This is a genomic window from Cupriavidus sp. 10L43_2, from assembly GCF_056395265.1.
This window is the reverse complement of sequence record NZ_JBFTJE010000013.1, coordinates 139783-164402: the sequence shown is the minus strand read 5'-3', so window position 1 is coordinate 164402 and position 24620 is coordinate 139783. Positions and strand designations below refer to the sequence as shown.

Below are 24620 nucleotides of genomic sequence, written 5' to 3'. Positions count from 1 at the left end.
TCTCACGGGACTGCCTCCCATGTCTGACTCCACCGTCTCCACCGCACCGAAGCGCCGCCCGATCGTGCCGATCGCCGTCGCCGTGGTCATCCTCGCCGTGCTCGGCTTTTTCGGCTTCCGCGCGCTGGCGCCGGCCAGCACCGTACCCGCCGCCACCTTCACGCTGCTCTCGGGCGAAAAGGTCAGCACGGCCGACCTCAAGGGCAAGGTCTACCTGATCAACTTCTGGGCCACGAGCTGCACCACGTGCGTCAAGGAAATGCCCGACATGATCAAGACCTACCAGCAGTTCAAGGACAAGGGCCTGGACTTCGTGGCCGTGGCGATGAACTACGACCCGCCGATGTACGTCGCCAACTTCGCCAAGACCCGCGACCTGCCGTTCAAGGTGGCAATGGACTCCGACGGCACGGCCGCCAAGGCCTTCGGTGACGTGCAACTCACCCCGACGACCTTCGTGGTCGACAAGAACGGGAAGATTCTCAAGCGCTACGTCGGCGAGCCCGAATGGGAGTCGCTCCACAAGCTGCTCGACGGCGCGCTGGCCAGCGCGGCCTGAAGCGCCCAAACGTCCGCCGTCGGCGGACATCGCTGACTGACAGAAGGCACCCCATGTGGGTGCCTTTCTTTTTTTGCGATCGGCTGCGCCCGCTCAAGTCGGATTCACTCCAGTTTGGTCAAGCTGATGCCCTCGCCGCCGCGGGCGGTCACCAACCATGGTTGATTCGTTATAGAATCAATTCTGATCAAATAAAGGGTCATGACGCCGAACTACAAGAAGCCTTTCAGCCAGTTTGTAAAAAAGGCGCATAGGCCACTTCAACTGACCATCGAGGATGAAGTGGAAGTCGTTTGCAACAACCCGGAAGTCGGCCAAGCGAAAGTGGCGGATCTGGCGGGGATCTGGGTCCATAAGTTCAAGTTCAACCGCCAGGAATACTTGATGGCCTACCGGCCGCCCACTGAAGCGCAGAAAGCTGCCGGCATCGACATTGAACTGTTGCTGATTGATTTTTACCAAGTGGGCTCGCACGAGAATTTCTACGCCGAGTTGAAGATGTATCTGAAAGCAGAGAGGAAATCGTGAATATTGCAACCGCAGAAGAACTGATGAGGCATCTTGGCGAGATGCCTGCGCAGGAGCGGCTGAAGTTTTTCGCCATGGTCGGTCAACGTGCGTTCCGCGACGAGAATCTGAGCCACGAGGAGGTCTTCGGCCACCTGGCAGAGGACGACTTCACGGCAGCCGAAGCGGCGGAATATCTTGAGATCTCGATGGCCACCTTCCGCCGCTTCGTGCGCGATGGGAAGCTGACTTCGCATGCAACGGTCGGCCGTAGCCAGTTATTTTCCGTAGCGGATCTGAAGGCATTCAAGCGGCAACGCAACGCGATCAAGGGCTGATTCCCCAGGGCGCCGGCGAATTGCGCCCAGCACCGCACTCTTGTGTTGTGGGGCCCTCACGACCCGCTTGCCTCCCCAGGCTGTATGGATATACAGTGAGCGCCAGAATTTTCTCAGCCGCCCCTGCCCCTGCCCGTGTCCCCGGATCCTGTTCTCGAAGCCGACGCCCCCGACGTCCCTGCTGACGTCCCTGCCTACCTGACCCGCCTGAACCCGGAGCAGCGTGCGGCGGCGTCGCATGCCGGGGATGCGCCGCTGCTGATCATTGCCGGCGCCGGCTCGGGCAAGACCAATACGCTGGCGCATCGCGTGGCGCACCTCGTGCTGGGCGGGGCCGATCCGCGGCGCATCCTGCTGCTCACGTTCTCGCGCCGGGCTGCCGCCGAGATGGGTCGCCGTGTGGAGCGCATCGTCGATCAGGCGCTGGGCACCAGTACCGGGGCGGGCCGGGCCGCGCTGCAATGGTCGGGCACCTTCCACGCCATCGGCGCGCGGCTGCTGCGCGAGTACGCCGAAACGCTGGGGCTGGCGCCCACCTTCACCATCAGCGACCGGAGCGACTCGGCCGACCTGATGCACGTGGTGCGGCACGACCTCGGCCTCTCGGAGCAGACCTCGCGCTTCCCGCGCAAGGAAACATGCCTCGCGATCTATTCGCGCGTGGTCAACACCCAGCTCCCGCTGGAAGTGATCCTCAAGACGCAATTTCCCCGCTATGCGATGTGGGCGGACGCGCTCAAGGCCCTGTTCGCCGGCTACGTGGCCGCCAAGCAGAAGCAGCAGGTGCTCGACTACGACGACCTGCTGCTCTACTGGGCGCAGGCGCTGATCGAGCCGTCGCTGGCGCAGGACATGGGCGCGCGCTTCGACCACGTGCTGGTGGATGAATACCAGGACACCAATGCCTTGCAGGCGTCGATCCTGCTCGCGCTGAAGCCGGACGGGCGCGGCCTGACCGTGGTCGGCGACGACGCCCAGTCGATCTACGCGTTCCGGGGCGCCACCGTCCGCAACATCCTCGATTTTCCGCAGCATTTCTCGCCGCCCGCGCATCAGGTGACGCTGGCGCAGAACTATCGCTCCACCCAGCCGATCCTGGCCGCCGCCAACGCTGTGATCGGGCTGGCCGCAGAGCGGTTCACCAAGGATTTGTGGTCGCTGCGCGAGTCGGCCGAGAAGCCGGGCGTGGTGGTGGTCAACGATGAAGCCGATCAGGCGCGCTACGTGGTGGAGCAGGTGCTGGCGCGGCGCGAGGCCGGGCTGACGCTGATGGCGCAGGCCGTGCTGTTCCGCGCGGCCGACCACAGCGCGCAGGTCGAGATCGAACTGGCCCGCCGCAACATCCCGTTCGTGAAGTTCGGCGGCCTGAAATTCCTGGAATCGACCCACGTCAAGGACGTGATGGCCGTGGTGCGATGGCTGGAGAATCCGCGCGACCGCATGGCCGGCTTCCGCACCCTGCAGTTGCTGCCCGGCGTGGGCCCGAAAACCGCCGCGCGCGTGCTGGAGGGGCTGGAAGCGGCCACCGAGCCGCTGCTGGCGCTGGAGGCCTTCGAGCCGCCGCCCGCCGCCGCGCCGGCCTGGGCCGAGCTGATCGCGCTGGCGCGCGGGCTGATGGCGCCCACCTCGCCGTGGCCGTCGGAGTTCGAGCAGGTGGTGGCGTGGTACCTGCCCCATCTGGAGCGGATTCACGACGATGCCGCCGCGCGGCAGGCCGATCTCCAGCAGATCGAGCGGATTGCGGCCACCTATGCTTCGCGCGAGCGCTTCCTGACCGAGCTGACGCTCGATCCGCCGAGCGCGTCCAGCGATGAATCCGGCGTGCCGTCGCGCGACGAGGACTACCTGATCCTGTCCACGATCCATTCGGCCAAGGGCCAGGAGTGGAAGGCGGTCTACGTGCTCAATGCGGTGGATGGCTGCATGCCGTCCGACCTCGCCACGGGCACCACGGAAGAAATCGAGGAAGAACGCCGGCTGCTCTATGTGGCGATGACGCGCGCCAAGGACCACCTCGACATCGTGGTGCCGCAGCGCTTCTACGTTCATCAGCAGGTGGGATTTGGCGACCGCCACGTCTACGCGTCGCGCACGCGCTTCCTGCCGAACCGGGTGATGCCGAACTTCTACAGCCGGTCCTGGCCGCCCCCGCCGATGCCCGGCGACGCGCCGACCAAGGCCCCCCTGCCCCAGGTGGACCTGGCCAGCCGCATGCGCGATATGTGGAAGTAGCCGGCCGGGATCAGACGAGTTCGATGCCGGCCTGCCGCACCACGTCCAGCAAGGCGCCGTCGCGCAGCAGCGCGGCCACGGCCTCGATGTCATCGGTCATATAGCGATCCATCGCCAGGAACGGCACGCGTGTCCGCACGAAGTGGAACACGGCGCGGCCCGCCGGCGCCAGTTGCTCCACAGCGCCGGCCAGTTCGGCGGCCTGGCACGCGGCCAGCAGCTCGATGGCGAGGATGTACTGGTTGTTATCGAGGATGCGGCGCGCGTTGCGGGCCGCGATCAGCCCCATGCTCACCACGTCCTGGTTGTCGCCGTTGGACGGCACGCTCTGGATGCTGGCCGGGCTGCAGATCGTCCGGTTCTCGGCGATCAGCGCCGTCGCCGGGTACTGCGCGCCAGCAAACCCGCACGACAGCCCCTCGTTGGCGGCCGCCAGGAAGGCCGGCAGGCGGTTGTTCAGGTGCGGGCTCAGCAGCCGGTTCAGGCGGCGCTCGGACACCACGCCCAGCTGCGTCGCGGCGATGGCGAGGAAGTCCATCGCGAACGCCACCTGCTGGCCGTGGAAGTTGCCGCCGTGGAACAGCGCGCCATCATCGAAAAACAGCGGGTTGTCGTTCGACGAATTGAGTTCACGCTCGACCACCGTGGCGCAATGGTCCAACGTGTCACGCACGGCGCCGAGCACCTGCGGGATGCAGCGCAGCGTGTAGGCCTTCTGGATAAAGACGCCGGTGCCGGTGTTCTTCTCGTCGCCGGCGCGCGTCTTCATCTCGGCGGACAGCTCGCCATGACCGGCCAGCCGGTCGGAATCGGCCAGCAGCGCGCGCATATTGGCGGCGGAGCGGATCTGGCCCGGGTGCGGCTTGGCGATGTCGTGGCCGTGGGCCATGAAGGCATCGGCGGAAGCGGACAAGCCCTCCAGCGCAAGCGCGGCGATGATCTCGGCCTGCGTGATCTGGGCGCGCAGCGTCTCCAGCAGCAGGCAGGACACGCCGGTCATGGCCGAGGTGCCGTTGATCAGCGCCAGCCCTTCCTTGTAGGCCAGCGCGATCGGGGCGATGCCATGCTCGCGCAGCACCTCGGCAGTGGGCGCGGTGCCGCCATCGGCGGTCAGGACCTTGCCTTCGCCGATCAGCGTGATCGCCACGTGCGAGAGCGGCGCGAGGTCGCCGCTGGCGCCGAGCGAGCCCACCTGCGGCACGGCCGGCGTGATGCCGGCGTCCAGATACTTCAGCAGTTGTTCGATGACCAGCGGGCGCACGGCCGAGTAGCCGCGCGAGAGCGCGTTGGCGCGCGCCACCATCATCGCCCGCACTTCGTCGCGCGAGAACAGCGGGCCGACGCCGGCGCAGTGGCTGCGCAGCAGGTTTTCCTGCAGCGCGCGGCCGTGCTCGATATCGACCCAGTTATGGACCAGCTCGCCGAAGCCGGTGGAGACGCCGTAGATCGGCACATTGGCCGACGCTACCTGCTCGAAGCGCGCGCGGGCTTCGCCCACCTTGTCGAGCACGGCGCCCGGCACTCGACCGGGGCGGCGGCCACGCGCCACGTCGACAACGGCGGGCGCGGTAAGGTGATGGCCGTCGATGTCGGCGGCAGGCAAGGCGGAGCGGGTGACTTCGGACATGGGGCGGATCAGCAATCACAGGGGCGCACGAGGCGAAGGGCCCCGAGTGTACCAAGCCCGTTACAGTCCGTAGCGCTTGATCTTGTCGTACAACGTGGCCTTGCCGACCTGCAGCAGATCCGCCGCCTGGCTCACCGCGCCGCCGGTGCGCGCGAGCGTATCGGCGATCACGGCGCGCTCGTAGTGCTCCATGCGCTCGCGCAGCGGTGCGGAGTCGTCCGCGACGTCCGGCTTGCCGCTCACGCCTTCGGGCACGCCCAGCACCAGCCGGTCCGCCGCGTTGCGCAACTCGCGCACATTGCCGGGCCACGGGCGCTGCATCAGTGACTGGCGCTGCATCTCCGAGAGGATCGGCGCGGGGCGCTGGTAGCGCACGGCCGCCACCAGCATGAAGTGCTCGAACAGCGGCACGATGTCCTCGCGGCGGTCGCGCAGCGGCGGCAGCGGAATCGTCACCACGTTGAGCCGGTAGAGCAGATCCTGGCGGAAGGCGCCCTGCGCTACCAGCCCCTCCATGTCGCCCTTGGCCGCCGCCACGATGCGCACGTCGATCGGCACCGAGGTGTTCGAACCCAGCCGCTCCAGCGTGCCCTCCTGCAACACCCGCAGCAGCTTCACCTGGAGCGCCAGCGGCATGCTCTCGATCTCGTCCAGGAACAGCGTGCCGCCCGACGCATGCTCCAGCTTGCCCACGCGGCGCTTGCCCGCGCCGGTGAAGGCGCCGGCCTCGTGGCCGAACATCTCGCTCTCGAAGATCGCCTCGGGCACCGCGCCGCAATTCAGGGCGATGAAGGGCGCGTCGCGCCGGGTGGACAGCGCGTGGAGGCTGCGCGCCACCAGTTCCTTGCCGGTGCCGGTTTCGCCGTTGATCATCACCGGCACATCGGTGGGCGCCACGTTGGCGATCAGGTCGCGCACGCGCGCCATCGCCGCCGAGCGGCCGATGATGCGCGTGCCCGCCGCCGGGCCCGCCAGCTGGCGGCGCAGCGCCACGTTCTCCAGTTCCAGCGCGCGGCGCTCGAGGGCGCGGCGCACGGTGTCGGTCAGGCGGTCGGCCCCGAACGGCTTCTCGATGAAGTCGTAGGCGCCCTCGCGCATGGCCTGCACGGCCATCGTGATGTCGCCGTGGCCGGTGACGAGGATCACCGGCACGCCGGGCGCGGCGTTGCGGCAGTGGTGCAGCAGGTCGAGCCCGCTCGCGCCGCCCAGCCGCACATCGGTCACCAGCACGCCGGGAAAGTCGGCGCTGAGGTGCGGCATGGCCGCCTCCGCCGAGGGCAACGCCAGTACCGCGAACCCGGCCAGTTCCAGGCTCTGCGCCGTGGCCTGTCGCACCAGCGGCTCATCCTCCACAAACAGCACGCGCAATCCGTCTTGCATCGCCATCCCTTATTCCTGCTTGCCTTCTCAGGCAGTGGTGGCGGGCTGGTACGCCCGCCGCAAAGTCACCACGAATTCAGCGCCGCCGCCATCCGCGTTCTGCGCCGCCAGCTGGCCGCCGAACTCGCGCACGATCGACGAGGAAATCGCCAGCCCCAGCCCGAGCCCCTGGCCGATCTCCTTGGTGGTGAAGAACGGCTCGAACAGGCGCGGCAGCACATCGGGCGCAATGCCGGGGCCATTGTCGCGCACGGACACGCTCACCGCCTCGGGGGCGACGTACACCGTAATGTCGATGTGGCCGGCCTGCCGCGCTTCCGGTCCCTCGCCGGCAATCGCGTCCAGCGCATTGCCGACGAGGTTCAGCAGCACCTGCTCCAGCTTCAGTTCGTCCGCCCAGACGGCGATCTCGGCGCCGTCGGCCCCTTCGGTCTCATCGCCCTCCAGCCCGCGCACGGTCAGCCCCACGCCGGCCAGGCGCGGCGCCATCAGTTGCAGCACGTGGTCGATGGCCGCGCGCACGCGCACGGCGTGGCGCCGGGGCCGCGCCTTGCCGGCGAACAGCTTGAGCTGGCCGGTGATCTTGCCCATGCGGGTAGTGAGATCGGCGATGGCGCCGAGGTTGCCGGTGGCGGCGTCCAGCTGGCCGCGCTCCAGCAGCACGCGGGTGTTGTCCGAGAACGTGCGCAGCGCGGCCAGCGGCTGGTTCAGCTCGTGCGTGATGCCGGCGGCCATCTGCCCCAGCGCGGCGAGCTTGCTGGCCTGCACGAGTTCGTCCTGCGTGGCGCGCAGCTCGCCTTCGGCGCGGGTACGCTCGGCCACCTCGGCTTCGAGCTGTTCGTTGATCGCCATCAGGTCGGCCGTGCGGGCCTCCACGCGGCGTTCGAGTTCGTCATAGGCCGCTTCGAGCATGCGGCGGCTGTATTGCATGTCGCGCGCGCGCTGGCGGCGCTGGCGCAGGTTCACCAGCAGCAGGCCGACGCAGGCGTAGGCCAGCGCCGCGCCCACGGTGGCGCCGCGCGCGCTGGCCAGCACCGGGTCCAGCGGCGCCATGACCTGCATGGTCCAGCCGGCCGGACCGACATCGCGGCTGATCTCCAGATAGCGGTCGCCCCGGTCGGCGGTGAGCCCGATGCCGCCGGCCGGGCTGCCGGCCTCGCCATCGGCGCCCAGCCGCACCAGCCGCGCGTTCTCGCCCAGCACGGTGTCGCCGAGCCAGCGCGTGACCGGCGAATCCAGCGCCAGCAGCGGCAGCGGCGTGACCGCCTGATCGTGGTACTGGCGGGTGTTGTGCAACTCGGCCTGGAGTTCGGGCGGCAGCGTGCGCAGCGTGCGGTACTGCCAGGCCGGCACGGATGAGAGGAAGATCACGCCATGGTCGTCGGCCACCATCAGCGGCTCCGCCCGGCCCGCGCCGGCGCGCTGGAACCACTCCAGGTTCAGCTTGACCACGGTCACGCCGATGACCTTGCCGCCCGACTCGATCGGCTGGGCGATGTAGTAGCCCGGTTCGTCGCTGGTGATGCCGATGGCGTAGAAGCGGCCCACCTCGCCCCGCGCCGCGCGCTGGAAGTACGGCCGGAAGCGGTAGTCGGTGCCGACGAAGCTGCCCGGCTCGCCGTGGTTGCTGGCAGCCAGCGCCATGCCATTGGCGGCAATCACATAGGTGGCGGAGGCGCGCGCGCGCCGGTTCACATCGACAAGATAGTCATTGACCGCGGCAATCCGTGCGGGGTCCTGGGGGGCGGCCAGCAGCCCGCGCACCGAGGGATGCAGGGAAACCAGCGCGGGGAGGAATTCGTAGCGGTCGAGGGTGGACTCGAGCGTGGCGGCGTAGCGCTCGGCGCGCATGGCCGTGGATTGCTGCAGCGCGGAGATCCCGCGCTGCACCGACAGCAGCCAGGTCAGCCCGCAGAGCAGCAGCAGGCCGGCCAGCAGGGCGCCGGCAAAGCCATACCAGCGCGGGCCGGGTCCGGGCGCATGCACGGAACCCGGCGCCGCAGGGTCATGTACGGCTAGAAAATCGTCGGAATGAGGCATCGGCGCGCACGAAGGGTCTCGCGCCGATGATACCCGTTGCCGGGACAGGTCAGCGGGCCGCGTCGGCCAGTCCGACGGTGTCATCTTCGCCACGCAGCACGCGGTTCAGGCGGGCACGATCCAGTTCCTTTTCCCAGGCGGACACCACCACGGTGGCCACGCCGTTGCCGATGATGTTGGTCAGCGCGCGGCATTCGCTCATGAAGCGGTCGATGCCGAGGATCAGCACCATGCCGGCCACCGGGATGGTCGGCACCACGGCCAGCGTCGCCGCCAGCGTGATGAAGCCCGAGCCGGTCACGCCGCTGGCGCCCTTGGACGTCACCATGGCCACGGCCAGGATCGTCAACTGCTGGAGCAGCGTCAGCTCGATGCCCGTCGCCTGGGCGATGAAGACCACCGCCATCGTCATATAGATATTGGTGCCATCCAGGTTGAACGAGTAGCCCGTGGGCACCACCAGCCCCACCACCGACTTCGAGCAGCCCAGGCGCTCCATCTTCTCCATCAGGTGCGGCAGCGCGGCCTCGGAGGAGCTGGTGCCCAGCACGATCAGCAACTCTTCCTTGATATAGGCGACGAAGCGGATGATCGAGAAGCCCGTGAACTTGGCCACGGTACCCAGCACCACCAGCACGAACACGATGGCCGTGAAGTAGAACGTGCCGATCAGCTTCAGCAGCGGCACCAGCGAGCCCAGGCCGTACTTGCCGATGGTGAACGCCATGGCGCCGAACGCGCCGATCGGGGCCACCTTGGTGATCACGTGGACGATGTGGAAGAACACCTTCGAGACCTGGTCCACCATCTCATGCACGATCTTGGCGCGGTCGCCCAGCACGGCCAGGGCCGAGCCGAAGAACAGCGAGACCAGCAGGATCTGCAGGATGTCGCCATTGGCGAACGCGCTGAAGACCGTGTCCGGGATGATGTGCATGAAGAACTCGGTCGTGCTCTGGCCGTGGGCCTTGGACACGTATTGCGAGATCGACTTGGTGTCCAGCGTGGCCGGATCGATGTTGAAGCCCACGCCCGGCTTGAGCGCGTGCGAGGCCAGCAGGCCGATCAGCAGCGCGAAGGTCGAGACGATCTCGAAATACAGCAGCGCCTTGCCGCCCACGCGGCCTACCTTCTTCATGTCGCGCATGCCGGCGATGCCGGACACCACGGTACAGAAGATGATCGGGCCGATGATCATCTTGATCAGCTTGATGAAGGCGTCGCCCAGGGGCTTCATCTCCACGCCTGTGTCGGGCCAGAAATGGCCCAGCAGGATGCCCACGGCAATCGCGAACAGCACCTGCACGTACAGGATCTTGTAGAAGGGTTTCCTCATGATGTCGTCCTCGGTGTTTTTTGACCGGTGCCGGGCGCTCGGGGCGCCCGCTATGCACGCCTGGCGGATTGCGGCGCGTCTGAAGGTAACTATTTGCAACAGACGTGCCACCGAGGCACTTGTCCGCAAGCCATTGATTTGGAATGACTTTCGATTTTCCGGACGGCCGACGGGTCCGGCTTTCCGGAATTCCGGACCGGGCCGCTCCGGGTTTCCGGAAGCCGATGCGACGTGGGGATCGCCTTGCAAGGGCATATCGCATCACATTTAGCCAAATCGGCCGATGCAGCGGGGCCCGATCGCCCGCCCCATTCCGGAAATCCGGGCAGCCCCGCATGGCGGAACGCGGAGTCTGACGACGTATAATTCCGTGCTTCCCTAACGCCATCGACGCATCCGCCCCCGCGAGCGCGCCCGAGCATGAGCAGCTACTACCAACACCACGTCTTCTTTTGCCTGAACGAGCGCGACGACGGCAAAGCCTGCTGCACCGACCACAATGCCAAGGCGATGCAGGAATACGCGAAGAAGCGTTGCAAGCAGCTTGGCATTTCCGGCGCCGAAGGCCGCGTGCGGATCAACAAGGCCGGCTGCCTGAACCGGTGTGAACTCGGGCCCGTGCTGGTGGTCTACCCCGAGGCCGTCTGGTACACCTTCGTCGACGAGCAGGACATCGACGAGATCATCGACAGCCATCTGGTGAACGGCAAGCCGGTCGAACGCCTGATGCTCGACCGCTGATCCGCCTCCGCCGTGCCCGCCGGGTCCGCCCGGTTTTTTTGTTGCCCGGTTTTTTTGTTGCCCGTCTTCGTCCCGCTTTCACTCCTGCTCCTGCCACCATGAACGCGCATACCCAGGTCACCACGATTCCCGGCCCCGTCGGCGCCATCGATATCTCGATCGACCTGCCGCAGGGCATGCCCGTGCGCGGCCTGGCGCTGGTGGCGCACCCGCACCCGCTGTTCGCCGGCACCAAGGACAACAAGGTGGCGCAGACGCTGGCGCGCACCTTCGTCGCCCTCGGCTACGCCACGGTGCGGCCGAACTTCCGCGGCGTGGGCAACTCGGCGGGCGAGCATGACCAGGGCATCGGCGAGCAGGACGACCTGCTGGCCGTGGTGGACTGGATGCGCACCCAGACCGCGTGGTCCCCGGACGCCGCCACGCTGCCGCTGGCGCTGGGCGGGTTCTCGTTCGGCAGCTTCGTGCAGACGCACGTGGCGCGGCGGCTGGCCGAGGCCGGCACGCCGGCGCAGCGCCTGGTGCTGGTGGGAACCGCCACCAGCCGCTGGGACGTGGCGCCGGTGCCGGCCGACACCATCGTCATCCATGGCGAGCAGGACGAGACCGTGCCGCTGGCCAGCGTGCTGGACTGGGTCCGGCCGCAGGAACTCCCGATCATCGTCATTCCTGGCGCCGACCATTTTTTTCATCGCAAGCTGCATCTGATCAAGCAGCTTGTCGTCAACGCGTGGGACCGGTGATCCGTCCCGTCCGCGCAACCCTCATCCGTTGGAATTCGCACCTATGAACAGAGCCACGCCGCGCTTCGCGTCCGCCCTTGCCCCCGTCGCTATTGCCGTTACTGTCGCGCTCGCCGCCCCTRCCGCCGTGCTGGCGCAGGGCGTGCCGACCCCGCAGGTCGCCGCCAAGTCCTGGATGCTGTACGACGTGACGAGCGGCCAGGCGCTGGCCTCGCAGAACGCGGACCTGCGCATCGAGCCGGCCTCGCTGACCAAGATCATGACGGCCTACCTGGCCTTCCAGGCGGTCAAGGAAAAGCGCCTGACGATGGACCAGACCGTGGTGCCGACCAACGTCGTGCTGAAGGTGAAAAGCGACGAATCGCGCATGTTCATCGAGCCGAACAAGCCGGTCAGCGTGCAGGACCTGCTGATGGGCCTGATCGTCCAGTCCGGCAACGACGCCGCGCTGGCGCTGGCCGAGGCCGTGGGCGGTTCCGAGGAAGGCTTCGTGGCGATGATGAACCGCGAGGCCCAGCGCATGGGCCTCAAGGGCACGCACTTCACGAACACGGACGGCATCCCCGACCCGGAGCACTACACCACGGCGGTGGACCTGGCCACGATGACCACGCGCCTGATCAAGGACTTCCCCGAGTACTACGGCATGTACTCGCAAAAGGAGTTCACCTATAACAAGATCAAGCAGCCGAACCGCAACCGCCTGCTGTACATCGACCCCACCGTGGACGGCGTGAAGACGGGCCACACCAAGTCGGCCGGCTACTGCCTGATCTCGTCGGCGCAGCGCCCGCTCGCCAACGTGCCGAACGGCAACCGCCGCCTGGTGTCGATCGTGATCGGCACCACCAGCGAGCAGGTGCGCACGCAGGAAAGCCTGAAGATCCTGAACTACGGCTTCCAGTTCTTCGACACCCTGCGCCTGTACGACAAGGGCCAGGTCCTGGCCACGCCCGAGATCTACAAGGGCGCCGCCGGCACGGTCAAGATCGGCGTGTCCAACGAGACCTTCGTCACGGTGCCCAAGGGCACGGGCAGCCGCCTGAAGCCGGTGCTGGAGCGCCAGGAACTGCTGCTGGCCCCGATCGCGGTCGGCCAGCAGGTCGGCACGGTCAAGCTGATGGACGGCACCACGAAGGTGGGCGAGTTCCCGGTGGTGGCGCTCGAGGACGTGCCCGAGGCCGGCTTCTTCGGCCGCCTGTGGGACACCATCCGCCTCTGGTTCAAGCGCAAGTAATCCGCACACACGCGAGAGCACGAACATGACGACCGATTCGAACGATGGTCAGCAGCCCGGCGGCATTCCGCCGCAGGCCTCGCTGATCGAGTACCCGAGCGACTTCCCCATCAAGGTCATGGGCGCGATGCAGGACGGCTTTGCCGAGGCGATCGTGACCCTGGTGCAGGACTTCGACCCGAACTTCCACGCCGGCAAGATGGAGATGCGTCCGTCGCGCAACGGCAATTATCTGGGCCTGACCGTGACGGTCTGGGTGACCAGCCGGGAACAGCTCGACGACCTGTACCGCGCGCTGACGTCGCATCCGATGGTGAAGGTGGTGCTGTAAGCGCATGAACGCCATCACGCTCAAACCGGGCAAGGAAAAGTCCCTGCTCCGCCGCCACCCCTGGGTGTACGCCACCGGCATCGCCTCCACCGAAGGCCGCTGCGAGACCGGCACCACGGTGGTCATCCGCGCCGCGGACGGCCGTTTCCTGGCACGCGGCGCCTACAGCCCCGAGTCGCAGATCCGCGCACGGGTGTGGACGTTCGACGAGAACGAGCCGGTCGACCACGCGCTGTTCAAGCGCCGCGTGGCCGCCGCGGTGGCCCATCGGCGCCAGTGGGTGCGCGATACCGACGCGGTACGGCTGATCTTCGGCGAGGCGGACCGCCTGCCCGGGCTGGTTGTCGACTATTACGGCAGCGGCGACAAGGGCCAGCTGGTCTGCCAGTTCAATTCGGCCGGCGTGGAGCAGTGGAAGGAGGCGCTGGTGCAGGCGCTGGTCAAGGAGACCGGCTGCCCGAATGTCTACGAGCGCTCCGACGCCGCCGTGCGCCAGCGCGAGGGCCTGCCGCTGGTGACCGGCGTGCTGGCTGGCGCCGAGCCGGACCCGGAGCTGTCCGTGACCGAACACGGCGTGCGCTACTACGTGGACGTGCGCAACGGCCACAAGACCGGCTTCTACGTCGACCAGCGCGACAACCGCAAGCTCGTCGGCGATCTGGCCGAAGGGCGTGAGGTGCTGAACTGCTTCTGCTACACGGGCGGCTTCTCGCTGGCCGCGCTGCGGGGCGGCGCCACGGCGGTGACGTCGATCGACTCGTCGGGCGAGGCGCTCAAGATCGCCGCGAACAACGTCACGCTGAACGGCTTCGACGCTGAACGGGCGACCTGGCTCGACGCCGACGTGTTCAAGACGCTGCGCGAGTTCCGCGCCGAGGGCCGCCAGTTCGACCTGATCGTGCTGGACCCGCCCAAGTTCGCCCCGTCGGCGCAGCACATCGACCGCGCCGCGCGCGCCTACAAGGAAATCAACCTTGTCGGCATGCAACTGCTGCGGCCGGGCGGCCTGCTGTTCACGTACTCGTGCTCAGGCGCCATCAGCATGGAGCTGTTCCAGAAGATCGTGGCTGGCGCGGCCACCGATGCCCGCTGCGACGCGCGCATCCTGCGCCGGCTCTCGGCGGGCACCGACCATCCGATGTCGGCGGCCTTCCCGGAAGGGGAATACCTGAAGGGCCTGCTGCTCGAGAAGGTGTGACAGGGGCCGAGGGCGCCCGGGCACCCCGGTATAAACCCTCGGTTTTGACTTCTGACGGTCATATTCACCGTCTATGCTTCGTCTCGCGGTGAGGCATTGGCAGGTGTCTCACTGCCTCTTCTTATCAGTCTTCGTGGTAATTGCCCCGCCTACCCGGCGGGGCATTTTTTTGTCCGTCTCTCCTGGCGGAATGGAAGCGGGCCTCTAGGCCGGGCGGCCGTCCGGGCGGCGCCATCCGGAGCGAAAGTCCCTATAATCGAACGATCGTTCAATTTGCGACCCGATCAGAGGAGACCCCATGCCCGCCGCCACGACCTTGCCGCCGATCCTGCAGAACCTGGCCCTGCCCGTCATCGCCTCGCCGATGTTTATCGTCAGCTATCCGGAACTGGTGCTGGCGCAGTGCAAGGCCGGCATCGTCGGCTCCTTCCCCGCGCTCAACGCACGCCCGGCGGAGCTGCTCGACGAATGGCTCACGCAGATGCAGGAAGACCTGGCCGCGTTCCAGGCCGCGAACCCGGGCAAGCGCGTCGGCCCGATCGCCGTGAACCAGATCGTCCATGCGTCCAACGCGCGGCTGGAGCACGACGTGAAGGTCTGCGTCGACCACAAGGTACCCATCTTCATCACCTCGCTGCGCGCGCCGGTCAAGGAAATGATCGATGCCGTGCACAGCTATGGTGGCATCGTGCTGCACGACGTGATCAGCCTGCGCCACGCCGAGAAGGCCATCGAGGCGGGCGTGGACGGCCTGATCCTGGTGGCGGCTGGCGCCGGCGGCCATGCCGGCATGCTGTCGCCGTTCGCGCTGGTGGGCGAGGTGCGCAAGATCTTCGACGGTCCCATCGCGCTGTCCGGCTCCATCGCCACCGGCGACGCCGTGCTGGCCGCCCAGGCCATGGGCGCCGATTTCGCCTACGTGGGCACGCGCTTCATCGCCTCGCAGGAAGCCCACGCGAGCGCCGAGTACAAGCAGTCGATCACCAGCGCGGCGGCCTCGGACATCGTCTACACGAACCTGTTCACGGGCGTGCACGGCAACTACATCCGCGAGAGCATCAGCAATTCGGGGCTCGACCCGGACAACCTGCCCGTGGCGGACAAGACCAAGATGGACTTCTCGAGCGGCAGTTCCAAGACCAAGGCGTGGAAGGACATCTGGGGCGCTGGCCAGGGCGTGGGCCAGATCGAGGACATTGCCACGGCCGGCGAGATCATCGCGCGCATGAAGGAAGAGTACGACGCCGCGCGCGCTCGGCTCGGACTGGTACGATAGGGGCGTTTTTTCGCCCCCGCTCCTTTTCGCCCCTTCCTTTGCACCCGACCGACTCCGAACGCCCCGCCGGCGACACCCGCCGGCCCCGCTCCCCAGGCAACGCCAGCGACGCGCTCACGCACCGTGAGCGCGTGATCCGGGCATTCTGGGTCACCTGCGGCGTCGTGTCGCTGGTGCTCGGCTTCATCGGCATTTTCCTGCCGCTGCTGCCCACCACCCCGTTTGTCCTGCTGGCGGCCGCCTGCTTCGCGCGCGGCTCGGAGCGCTTCCACGACTGGCTGATCTCGCACCCGCGCTTCGGCCCGCTGGTGCGGGACTGGCAGGCGCATCGCAGCATTCCGCTGCGCGCCAAGTGCCTGGCGCTGTCGATGATGTGGATTTCGATGGGGACCACCGCCTGGCTGCTGCGCGGGCGGCCGGTGTCCTCGCTGACGCTGCTGGCGGTGGGCACCGCCGTGACCATCTGGATGGTGCGGCTGCCGACCCGGCCCCGGGGTGGGTATGGTGAGGCGGCGGAGCCGCCCCAATCCCCTCAGTCGTAACTGCGCGCGTCCTCGATCACCTTGCCATCCTGCGGCAGCGACCCTGCCGCCACGAAGCGCACCTCGCCGCGCAGGCGCATGACGTCGCGGATCGAATCGGCAATGGCGTGCGCCAGTCCGTCGTCCTCGCGCGTGGCGTCGCAGTGCAGCGTCATGGTGTCCGCGCCGACCATGCCGGTCACCACCAGCCTTGCGGCGCGGATCTCGGGATGGCGGCGCACCACATCCGCCACCTGCCCGGGATGGACGAACATCCCCTTGACCTTGGTGGTCTGGTCCGCGCGCCCCAGCCAGCCCTTGAGCCGGATATTGGTGCGCCCGCATGGGCTGGCGCGGTGCGAGGAGTCGCTGACGATGGCCGACAGGTCTCCCGTGCCGAAACGGATCAGCGGATAGTCGCCGTTGCCGAGCACCGTCACCACGACCTCGCCGGTCTCGCCCTCGGGCATCGGCTGCGTGCCGCCCGGCTCGACGATCTCCACCAGCACGCCTTCATCGACCACCCAGCCGTCGCCGCCCTCGGTTTCGTAGGCGATCAGCCCCACGTCGGCGGTGCCGTACATCTGGCGCACGGTCACGCCATGGTCCTGCAGCCATGCGCGCAGCGGCGGCGGGCAGGCTTCGCCGGTGACTAGCGCCTTCGACAGGCTCGCGCACGGCAGCCCCAGCTCGGCGCCCCGCTCGATCAGCAGCTTCAGGAACGATGGCGTGCCGGCATAGGCGGACGGCTGCAGCGCCGCCATGGCCTGCACCTGCGATTCGGTCTGGCCGACGCCCGCCGGGAACACGCAGCAGCCCAACCGGTGTGCGCCCGATTCCATCATCATGCCGGCCGGCGTGAAGTGGTACGAGAAGGTGTTGTAGACCAGCTCGCCGGCGCGGAAACCGGCCGCGAACATGGCGCGCGCGATGCGCCACCAGTCATCGGCATGGCCGTCCGGCTCATGGATCGGCCCCGGAGACTGGAACACATGCCGCAGCCCGCCGATGGGCGTAGCGTTGAGGCCACCCAGCGGCGGCGCGGTGCGCTGGCGGGCGGTCAACTCCGACTTGCGCGTCACCGGCAGCGCCGCCAGCGCGGCGCGGGAGGTGAGGTCGCGCGGGTCCACATCGCACAGCACCTCGGCGAAGTAAGGCGCGTGGGCCTGCGCGTGCGCCACCTGGCGCGCGAGGGCGGCCAGCAGCGCGGCCTCGCGCTCGGCCGGCGTGCGCGTTTCCAGCGAATCGAAATAGTCAGCCATGGTGCGGGAGGGGTAGGAATTCAGGCCAGCCAGCGCTTGCGGCGCCGATAGCTCTTCACATCGCGGAACGACTTGCGCGCGGCGCCATCGGCATCGTTGGCGGCCACGCCCAGGTAGAACTCCTTGACGTCCTCGTTGGTGCGCAGCGATTCGGCCTCGCCGTCCATGACCACGCGGCCGTTCTCCAGGATGTAGCCGTAGTCGGCGTAGCGCAGCGCCACCATCGTGTTCTGCTCGGCCAGCAGGAAGCTGACCTTCTCACGCGTGTTCAGGTCGCGCACGATCTCGAAGATCTCCTCGACGATCTGCGGGGCCAGGCCCATGGAAGGCTCGTCGAGCAGGATCATCGCCGGCTTGGCCATCATCGCCCGCCCGATCGCACACATCTGCTGCTCGCCGCCCGAGGTGTAGCCGGCCTGGGACTTGCGCCGCGTCTGCAGGCGCGGGAAGTAGGTGTAGATCTTCTCCAGCTCGTGGCGCGTGTCTGCGCGCGACAGCCCGCGCGTGTAGGCGCCCGTGAGCAGGTTTTCCTCGATGGTCAGGTGGGCGAAGCAATGGCGCCCCTCCATGACCTGGATCACCCCGCGCTTGACGAGGTCGTTGGGCGTGAGCTGGTCCACGCGATTACCGCGATATTCGATGGAGCCCTTGGTCACGTCGCCGCGCTCGGCGTGGAGCAGGTTCGAGATCGCCTTGAGCGTGGTGGTCTTGCCGGCCCCGTTGGCGCCGAGCAGCGCCACGATGCGGCCCTCGGGCACCTCCAGCGAGACCCCCTTGAGCACCAGGATCACGTGGTCGTAGATGACTTCGATGTTGTTGACGGATAGCAGGGACATGGATGGACACCTCAAATGCCGCTGGTTTTGCGCTCCCCTCTCCCGCTTGCGGAAGAGGGGAGACAACCGCAGGCCGCGCTTACGACTTCGCGCAGGCCGGCGTAATGCCCTTCTCCTTCGCGTACTGCGCCGCGTTGGCCTTGAACAGCGGGTGGATCAGCGCCTTGTTGCCCTCGATCCAGTCAGACACCACCACCCACTTGGCGCCATCCCACTGCTGGATCTTCACCTTGCCGGAGCCCTCGTGGTTGTCGCAGCTCGTCTTGATCTCGGGCAGCAGGCCGGTGGCGCCCAACTGCTGCAGGCGCGCGTTGGTCACGTTCAGGTTCTCGAAGGCCCAGCGCATCTGGTCGCCGGACATCATCTTGCCCTTGCCGAACTTGTCCTGCGCCACGCGGATCGCCTCCACGGTCACCACGGCCGCCGAAACGCCGCGGTTATAGAGCACCGAGCCGACCTTGTTGCGGTCCTGCATATTGCCCTTGCCGGCGCCGTACACCACCTTGTCGATGTCGGCGATCAGCGGCACGTTGCGGCCCGCCACGTTCCACGTCGCGCTCATGTAGCCCTTGGCGGCGTCGCCGGCCGGCACGGTGTCTTCCTCGGAACCAGCCCACCAGGAGCCGATCATCTTGTCGCGCGGGAAGCCCACCTTCTGCGCCGCCTTCAGCGCGGTCTGGTTCATCACGCCCCAGCCCCAGAAGATCACGTAGTCCGGATTCTCCTGGCGGATCTTGAGCCACTGGGCGCCCTGCTCGTTGCCGGGGTGCGCCACCGGAATCTCCACCAGGTTGAACTTGTTCAGCCGCGCCTCCGCCTGCAGGGCGACGATCGGCTCCTTGCCGTAGGCCGAGTCGTGGTACAGGTAGACGATCTTCTTGCCGTTGAGCGAGCCGCCGCTCTTGGTGGCCAGGTACTTGACGATGGCCGACACCTGCATCTGGTACGTGGTGACCAGCGGGAACGCGTACGGGAACACCGAGCCGTCCACGGCGTCCGTGCGGCCGTAGCCCATCATCACCAGCGGCACCTTGTCGGCGGCGGTCTTGTCGACCAGTGCGTAGGAGATGCCGGTGGACATCGAGTGGTACGCGGTGCCCTTGGTCGTCGCGTTCTTCGACTTGAGCCGCTCGTAGCACTCCACGCCCTTGGCGTTGTTGTACTCGGTCTCGCACTCTTCCCAGCTCAGCTTCACGCCGTTGATGCCGCCATCCTTGAGGTTGACGTAGTTCAGGTAGTCGATGAAGCCGCCGTAGAACGACTGGCCGTTGGCGCCGTAGGGCCCCACGCGGTAGCTCGGCAACGCCACGAACTGCTCGTTGGCCTGCGCCAGCGCCGGCAGCGACGGCGCCAGCAGCGCCGCCGCCACACCAACCACCAGGGCGGCGCGCTGCACATTGCGAATCAGGGTTGTCATGACAGTCTCCTTGACCTTTCGCCTCGTAGACGGGCGTTGTTATGGGCTACGACGATGAATCAATGCGGGAACGGCCAGAGCCGCAGCTTCTCCTTGGCGATCTGCCACAGCCGCGCCAGCCCGTGCGGCTCCACGATCAGGAAGAAGATGATCAGCGCGCCGAACACCATCAGCTGGATGTGCGACACCGTGGCGTTCGTGAACGGCAGGTGCAGCAGCGCGGCCAGGCCGGGCAGCACGTTGTCGAGGAAGATCGGCAGCAGCAGGATGAACGCGGCGCCGAGGAAGGAGCCGAGGATGCTGCCCACCCCGCCGATGATGATCATGAACAGGATGCGGAACGAGAGGTCGAGCGAGAAGCCGTCCGGCTCCACCGAGCCGAGGTAGCAGAACGCATAGAGCGCGCCGGCCACGCCGCAGTAGAACGAGCTGACCGCGAAGGCGAGCAGCTTGGTGCGCATCAGCGGAATGCCGATGACCTCGGCGGCCACGTCCATGTCCCGCACGGCCATCCAGGCGCGGCCGGTGGCCGAGCGCACCAGGTTCTTGGCGACGAAGGCCAGCACCGTGACGAAGGCGAGCACGAACAGGTACTTGCGCACCGGGGTGTCGATGGTGAAGCCGAACAGGTCCAGCCGCTGCGCCGTGATCACGCCCGACGAGCTGTTGTTCGACAGCCAGGGAAACTTGGTCAGCGCCCAGACCACGAAGAACTGCGCCGCCAGCGTGGCCACGGCGAGATAGAAGCCCTTGATCCGCAGCGAGGGCAGCCCGAACGCCACGCCCACCAGTGCCGCCGACAGCCCGGCCAGGAGGAAGGTGGCCAGCACCGGGATGCCTTCGATCCGCAACTGGAAGTTGTACGCCGCGTAGGCGCCCACGGCCATGAAGGCCGCCGTGCCCAGCGAGAGCTGGCCGGCATAGCCGGTCAGGATATTCAGCCCCAGCGCCGCGAGCGAGAAGATCAGGAACGGGATCAGGATCGCGTTGAACCAGTATTCCGAGGCGGTGAACGGCACCGCGACGAAGGCCACTGCCATCAGCACGGCAAAACCGATGCGGTCCTGGCGGATCGGGAAGATCTGGCTGTCGGCGATGTAGCTGGTCTTGAACTGCCCGGCTTCACGATAGAGCATGGTGTCGGTCTCCGGACGGGTTACACGCGGTCGATGTGCTTCTCGCCGAACAGCCCTTCGGGCCGCACCAGCAGGAACAGCAACGCGAATACATAGGGGAACCAGCCTTCGATGCCGCCGAAGTTGCCGCCGAACATCGCCTGGAACACGGGCGGGATGTAGATCTCGGCCAGCTTCTCGGAGGCGCCGATGATCAGCCCGCCGACGATGGCCCCCGGCACCGAGGTGAAGCCGCCCAGGATCAGCACCGGCAGCGCCTTGAGCGCGGTCAGCGTCAGCGCGAACTGCACGCCGTTGCGCGAGCCCCAGAGCATGCCCGCCACCAGCGCCACGAAGCCGGCCACGCCCCAGACGATCGCCCAGATGTGCTGGAGCGGAATGCCGAGCGAGAGCGCCGCCTGGTGGTCATCCGCCACCGCGCGCAGCGCCCGCCCCACCTTGGTGTACTGGAAGAACAGCGCCAGCGCGGCCACCAGCACGGCGGCAATCGCGGCGGCGGCCAGGTCGAACTTCGAGATAACGATGTTGAAGCGGGTGAGGATGGCCTCGATCGGCTCGTCCACGATGCCGAGGTTGATCGGCCGCACCTCGTTACCGAACAGCAGCGGCCCGAGCCCCTCCAGGAAGAACGACAGCCCGATGGTCGCCATGAACAGCGTGATCGGCGGCTGGTTGACCAGCTTTCGCAGCACCAGCCGCTCGGTGCTGATGCCCACGATGATCATGACCACGAAGGCGCCGATGAACGCCGCCCACATCGGCATGCCCTTGTCCATCAGCCCCACCACGGCCAGCGCGGCGAAGTAGACCATCGCCCCCTGCGCGAAGTTGAACACGCCGGACGCCTTGTAGATCAGCACGAAGCCCAGCGCCACGAGCGAGTACATCAGCCCGGAGAGCAGCCCGCCGATCAGGATTTCGAAGAAGAAGGTCATGATGGGGTCCGATGCTCAGTGCGAGGTGCCGAGGTAGGCGCGAATCACGTCGGGGTTGGCCTTGACCTCCTCGGGCGTGCCGTCGCCGATCTTCTTGCCGTAGTCGAGCACGACCACGCGGTCGGAGATGTCCATGACCACGCCCATGTCGTGCTCGATCAGCACGATGGTGGTGCCGAACTGCTGGTTCACGTCGAGGATGAAGCGGCACATGTCCTGCTTCTCTTCCACGTTCATGCCGGCCATGGGCTCGTCCAGCAGCAGCATCGACGGCTCCGCCGCCAGCGCGCGCGCCAGCTCCACGCGCTTCTGCAGGCCGTACGGCAGGCGCCCCACCGGGGTCTTGCGGATGGCCTGGATCTCGAGGAAGTCGATCACCTCCTCCACCTTGTGCCGGTGCCGGATCTCCTCGGCGCGCGCCGGGCCCCACCACAGCGCGTGCGCGAACAGGCCGGTGCGGAACTGGGTGTTGCGGCCGGTCATGATGTTGTCCAGCACGGTCATGCCCTTGAACAGCGCGATGTTCTGGAACGTGCGCGCGATGCCCTGCCGCGCGGCGGCGGTCGGATGCATCTGGCGCCGCTCCTCGCCCCGGAACACGATGCGGCCCTGCTGGGGGTGATAGACGCCGTTGATCACGTTCAGCATCGAACTCTTGCCGGCGCCGTTCGGGCCGATGATCGCGCGGATCTCGTGCTCGCAGACATCGAACGAGATGTCGGTCAGCGCCTTCACGCCGCCGAACGCGAGCGAGATGTTCTGGAGGTCCAGGATCACGTCGCCGCGCGTGCGGGTGTGCAGGGTGGAGTCCGGCTCCAGCGCGTCGCCGGTGCGGAGCCCCTCGTGCTGCACGCCATCGGCGTGCCCCGGCGCGGTGATCGTGCCTGCCGGCGCCATCGTGCCCGTGGCGTCCACGCGCCATGCCATCTGCGTCATGCCATTCCCCTGTTCATGCCGCGCGCGCGCCGCCCGTGGGCGGGAAACGCTTGACGTCCACCAGCTTCAGCGTGGCCGAGACACTGCCCTCGCGACCGTCCTCGAACTTCACGCGCGTCTCGATGAACTGCTCGGGCTTGCCCGCGTACAGCGCCTCGACCAGCACCGCGTATTTCTCGGCGATAAAGCCGCGCCGCACCTTGCGCGTGCGCGTCAGTTCGTCGTCGTCCGGGTCCAGCTCCTTGTGCAGGATCAGGAAGCGCGCCACCTGCGAGCCGGCCAGCATGGCGTCCGCCGCCAGGTCGGTGTTCACCTGTTCCACGCATTCGGCGATCATCGCGATCACTTCCGGCTGGGCGGCCAGGTCCACGTAGCCGGCATAGGCCAGGTGGCGGCGCTCGGCCCAGTTGCCCACCGCATCGAAATCGATGTTGATGAAGGCGCAGACCGATTCGCGGTCCGTGCCGAAGGCCACCGCCTCCTTGATGTACGGGAAGAACTTGAGCTTGTTCTCGATGTACTTCGGCGCGAACATCGACCCGTCGGCCAGCTTGCCGACGTCCTTGGCGCGGTCGATGATCTTGAGGTGGCCGTCGGCGTCGATCACGCCGGCGTCGCCGGTCATGAAATAGCCCTCGTCGTTGATGGCCTCCCGCGTGGCGTCGTCACGCTTGTAGTAGGACTTCAGCAGCCCCACGCCGCGCACCAGCACCTCGCCGTTGTCGGCGATGCGGATCTCCATGCCCGGCGCGGCCGGGCCGACCGAGTCGAACTTGACCTGCCCGTCCGGCTGCAGGCACACGTAGGCGCAGGTCTCGGTCTGGCCGTAGAACTGCTTCAGGTTCACGCCGATGGAGCGATAGAAGCGGAACAGGTCCGGGCCGATCGCCTCGCCAGCGGTGTAGCCCACGCGGATGCGGCTCATGCCGAGCACGTTGCGCAGCGGGCCGTAGATCACCCATTCGCCCAGCGCGTAGCGCAGCCGGTCCGCCAGTGGCACCGGGCGCTTGTCGAGGATGTCCGCGCCGCAGCGGCGCGCCACGCCCATCGCCCAGTCGTACAGGCGGCGCTTGACCCAGCCAGCGTCCTCCATGCGGATCATCACCTGCGTCAGCAGCCCTTCATAGATGCGCGGCGGGGCGAAGTAGTAGGTGGGGCCGATCTCGCGCAGGTCCGTCATCACGGTCTCCCGCGACTCCGGGCAGTTCACCGTGAAGCCCGCGACCAGCGCCTGCGCGTACGAGAACAGGTTGTCGCCCACCCAGGCCATCGGCAGGTAGGAGAGCACGTCGTCGGCGGGGCCGAGCTTGTCGAACTGGCAGCCGTTGCGCGCCGCGCCGATCAGGCCGCCGTGCGAATGGCAGACCCCCTTGGGCTTGCCGGTGGTGCCGGAGGTGTAGAGGATGATCGCGGTGTCATCGGGCTGGCCGGCCTGCACCTGCTCATCGAAGAATCCGGGGTGCGCGGCATCGTACTCGCGGCCGATCTCCTGGAGGCGTTCGTAGGAGAGCAGCGAGGGATGGTCGTAGTCGCGCAGGCCGCGCGGGTCTTCGTAGATCAGATGGCGCACGGCGCGGCCGCGCGCGGCGAGCTGGGCCTCCACCTCGAGCAGCTTGTCCACCTGCTCCTGGTCCTCGACCACGGCGAACTCGATCTCGGCGTCTTCCAGTACATAGACCATCTCGTTGGCGATGGCGTCCTGGTAGAGCGGCACCGGCACGCCGCCGAGCGCCTGCGCGGCGGTCATCGCCCAATAGAGACGCGGGCGGTTGTCACCCACCACGGCCAGGTTCATGCCCCGCCGGAACCCAAGCGCGGCCAGCCCGCAGGCGAGCGCGCGGACCTCGCGCGCGGCTTGCGACCAGCTATATGTCTGCCAGATGCCGAGATCCTTCTCGCGATGGGCCGGATGGTCCGGCCGCTGCGTGGCGTGCGCCAGCAGGCATCGCGGGAAGGTCGTTGCCGACGATTCCTGCATCGCTGTCTCCTCTCCCCCAGGGGGCGTAGGGGCCACGCCGGGTATCAAGCCGCC

22 protein-coding genes are annotated in these 24620 nt (G+C 67.4%); 11 read left to right on the top strand and 11 right to left on the bottom strand.

Features of this window, described 5'->3' with window-relative positions:
- Window positions 1-19 precede the first annotated feature (19 nt).
- From AC1DEL_RS18845 to AC1DEL_RS18830, 4 genes are all read left to right on the top strand, one after another.
- Window positions 20-559, top strand: a complete 540-nt coding sequence (locus AC1DEL_RS18845) for a TlpA disulfide reductase family protein (protein ID WP_092291578.1) — start codon at window positions 20-22, stop codon at window positions 557-559.
- A 201-nt stretch (window positions 560-760) separates the two neighbouring features.
- Complete coding sequence (locus AC1DEL_RS18840) at window positions 761-1087, top strand: type II toxin-antitoxin system RelE/ParE family toxin (RefSeq protein WP_250025020.1); 327 nt, start codon at window positions 761-763, stop codon at window positions 1085-1087.
- Complete coding sequence (locus tag AC1DEL_RS18835) at window positions 1084-1404, top strand: helix-turn-helix domain-containing protein (protein WP_477125875.1); 321 nt, start codon at window positions 1084-1086, stop codon at window positions 1402-1404. The genes AC1DEL_RS18840 and AC1DEL_RS18835 overlap by 4 nt, the downstream gene beginning before the upstream one ends.
- Window positions 1405-1539: 135 nt before the next feature.
- On the top strand, window positions 1540-3636 hold the full coding sequence (locus tag AC1DEL_RS18830; protein ID WP_177219857.1) for an ATP-dependent helicase: 2097 nt from the start codon (window positions 1540-1542) through the stop codon (window positions 3634-3636).
- Window positions 3637-3646: 10 nt separating this feature from the next.
- Here the strand turns inward: AC1DEL_RS18830 and cmdF are convergent, their stop codons facing one another.
- From cmdF to AC1DEL_RS18810, 4 genes are read right to left on the bottom strand one after another with little or no spacing between them, the layout of a single operon-like run.
- Entirely contained in the window at window positions 3647-5263 is a 1617-nt protein-coding gene (cmdF, locus tag AC1DEL_RS18825) for a tyrosine 2,3-aminomutase (RefSeq protein ID WP_441644581.1), read from the bottom strand.
- 60 nt (window positions 5264-5323) lie between these two features.
- Window positions 5324-6643, bottom strand: a complete 1320-nt coding sequence (locus tag AC1DEL_RS18820; RefSeq protein WP_092292109.1) for a sigma-54-dependent transcriptional regulator — start codon at window positions 6641-6643, stop codon at window positions 5324-5326.
- Window positions 6644-6670: 27 nt separating this feature from the next.
- The gene (locus AC1DEL_RS18815; protein ID WP_092291568.1) at window positions 6671-8683 is read right to left on the bottom strand and encodes a sensor histidine kinase; all 2013 of its coding nucleotides are present in this window, start codon (window positions 8681-8683) and stop codon (window positions 6671-6673) included.
- A 49-nt stretch (window positions 8684-8732) separates the two neighbouring features.
- On the bottom strand, window positions 8733-10019 hold the full coding sequence (locus AC1DEL_RS18810) for a dicarboxylate/amino acid:cation symporter (protein WP_092291566.1): 1287 nt from the start codon (window positions 10017-10019) through the stop codon (window positions 8733-8735).
- 420 nt (window positions 10020-10439) lie between these two features.
- On the opposite strand from AC1DEL_RS18810, the gene AC1DEL_RS18805 reads away from it, so the two are divergent.
- The 7 genes from AC1DEL_RS18805 (at window position 10440) to AC1DEL_RS18775 (ending at window position 16087) form a co-directional block, all read left to right on the top strand.
- Entirely contained in the window at window positions 10440-10760 is a 321-nt protein-coding gene (locus tag AC1DEL_RS18805) for a (2Fe-2S) ferredoxin domain-containing protein (RefSeq protein ID WP_092291564.1), read from the top strand.
- A gap of 98 nt (window positions 10761-10858) precedes the next feature.
- Complete coding sequence (locus AC1DEL_RS18800) at window positions 10859-11503, top strand: alpha/beta hydrolase (RefSeq protein WP_092291562.1); 645 nt, start codon at window positions 10859-10861, stop codon at window positions 11501-11503.
- A 43-nt stretch (window positions 11504-11546) separates the two neighbouring features.
- Window positions 11547-12740 carry a D-alanyl-D-alanine carboxypeptidase family protein gene (locus tag AC1DEL_RS18795; protein ID WP_477159146.1) on the top strand — a complete coding sequence of 398 codons (1194 nt, stop codon included), beginning with the start codon at window positions 11547-11549 and terminating at the stop codon, window positions 12738-12740.
- 25 nt (window positions 12741-12765) lie between these two features.
- Window positions 12766-13071 carry a YbeD family protein gene (locus AC1DEL_RS18790; protein ID WP_477106947.1) on the top strand — a complete coding sequence of 102 codons (306 nt, stop codon included), beginning with the start codon at window positions 12766-12768 and terminating at the stop codon, window positions 13069-13071.
- Window positions 13072-13075: 4 nt separating this feature from the next.
- On the top strand, window positions 13076-14269 hold the full coding sequence (locus AC1DEL_RS18785; protein ID WP_092291555.1) for a class I SAM-dependent rRNA methyltransferase: 1194 nt from the start codon (window positions 13076-13078) through the stop codon (window positions 14267-14269).
- Between the two features lie 298 nt (window positions 14270-14567).
- On the top strand, window positions 14568-15545 hold the full coding sequence (locus AC1DEL_RS18780) for an NAD(P)H-dependent flavin oxidoreductase (RefSeq protein ID WP_441591379.1): 978 nt from the start codon (window positions 14568-14570) through the stop codon (window positions 15543-15545).
- A 134-nt stretch (window positions 15546-15679) separates the two neighbouring features.
- Window positions 15680-16087 (top strand): YbaN family protein, encoded by a 408-nt coding sequence (locus tag AC1DEL_RS18775; RefSeq protein ID WP_477125889.1) that lies wholly within the window; start codon window positions 15680-15682, stop codon window positions 16085-16087.
- Here the strand turns inward: AC1DEL_RS18775 and AC1DEL_RS18770 are convergent.
- From AC1DEL_RS18770 to AC1DEL_RS18740, 7 genes are all read right to left on the bottom strand, one after another.
- Window positions 16078-17328 (bottom strand): phenylacetate--CoA ligase family protein, encoded by a 1251-nt coding sequence (locus tag AC1DEL_RS18770; RefSeq protein WP_441644578.1) that lies wholly within the window; start codon window positions 17326-17328, stop codon window positions 16078-16080. The genes AC1DEL_RS18775 and AC1DEL_RS18770 overlap by 10 nt on opposite strands.
- A 20-nt stretch (window positions 17329-17348) precedes the next feature.
- On the bottom strand, window positions 17349-18164 hold the full coding sequence (locus AC1DEL_RS18765) for an ABC transporter ATP-binding protein (protein ID WP_092291549.1): 816 nt from the start codon (window positions 18162-18164) through the stop codon (window positions 17349-17351).
- Window positions 18165-18243: 79 nt separating this feature from the next.
- Window positions 18244-19581 (bottom strand): ABC transporter substrate-binding protein, encoded by a 1338-nt coding sequence (locus AC1DEL_RS18760; RefSeq protein WP_092291547.1) that lies wholly within the window; start codon window positions 19579-19581, stop codon window positions 18244-18246.
- Between the two features lie 59 nt (window positions 19582-19640).
- Window positions 19641-20717 (bottom strand): branched-chain amino acid ABC transporter permease, encoded by a 1077-nt coding sequence (locus AC1DEL_RS18755; RefSeq protein ID WP_092291545.1) that lies wholly within the window; start codon window positions 20715-20717, stop codon window positions 19641-19643.
- Between the two features lie 20 nt (window positions 20718-20737).
- Window positions 20738-21652, bottom strand: coding sequence for a branched-chain amino acid ABC transporter permease (locus tag AC1DEL_RS18750; protein ID WP_092291543.1), 915 nt, complete (start codon window positions 21650-21652; stop codon window positions 20738-20740).
- 15 nt (window positions 21653-21667) lie between these two features.
- Window positions 21668-22588: an ABC transporter ATP-binding protein gene (locus AC1DEL_RS18745; protein WP_092291541.1), complete on the bottom strand. Its 921-nt coding sequence runs from the start codon at window positions 22586-22588 to the stop codon at window positions 21668-21670.
- Between the two features lie 13 nt (window positions 22589-22601).
- A complete protein-coding gene (locus AC1DEL_RS18740) occupies window positions 22602-24566 on the bottom strand; it encodes an AMP-dependent synthetase/ligase (RefSeq protein ID WP_477112733.1) in 1965 nt (654 codons plus the stop codon).
- Between the last annotated feature and the right edge of the window lie 54 nt (window positions 24567-24620).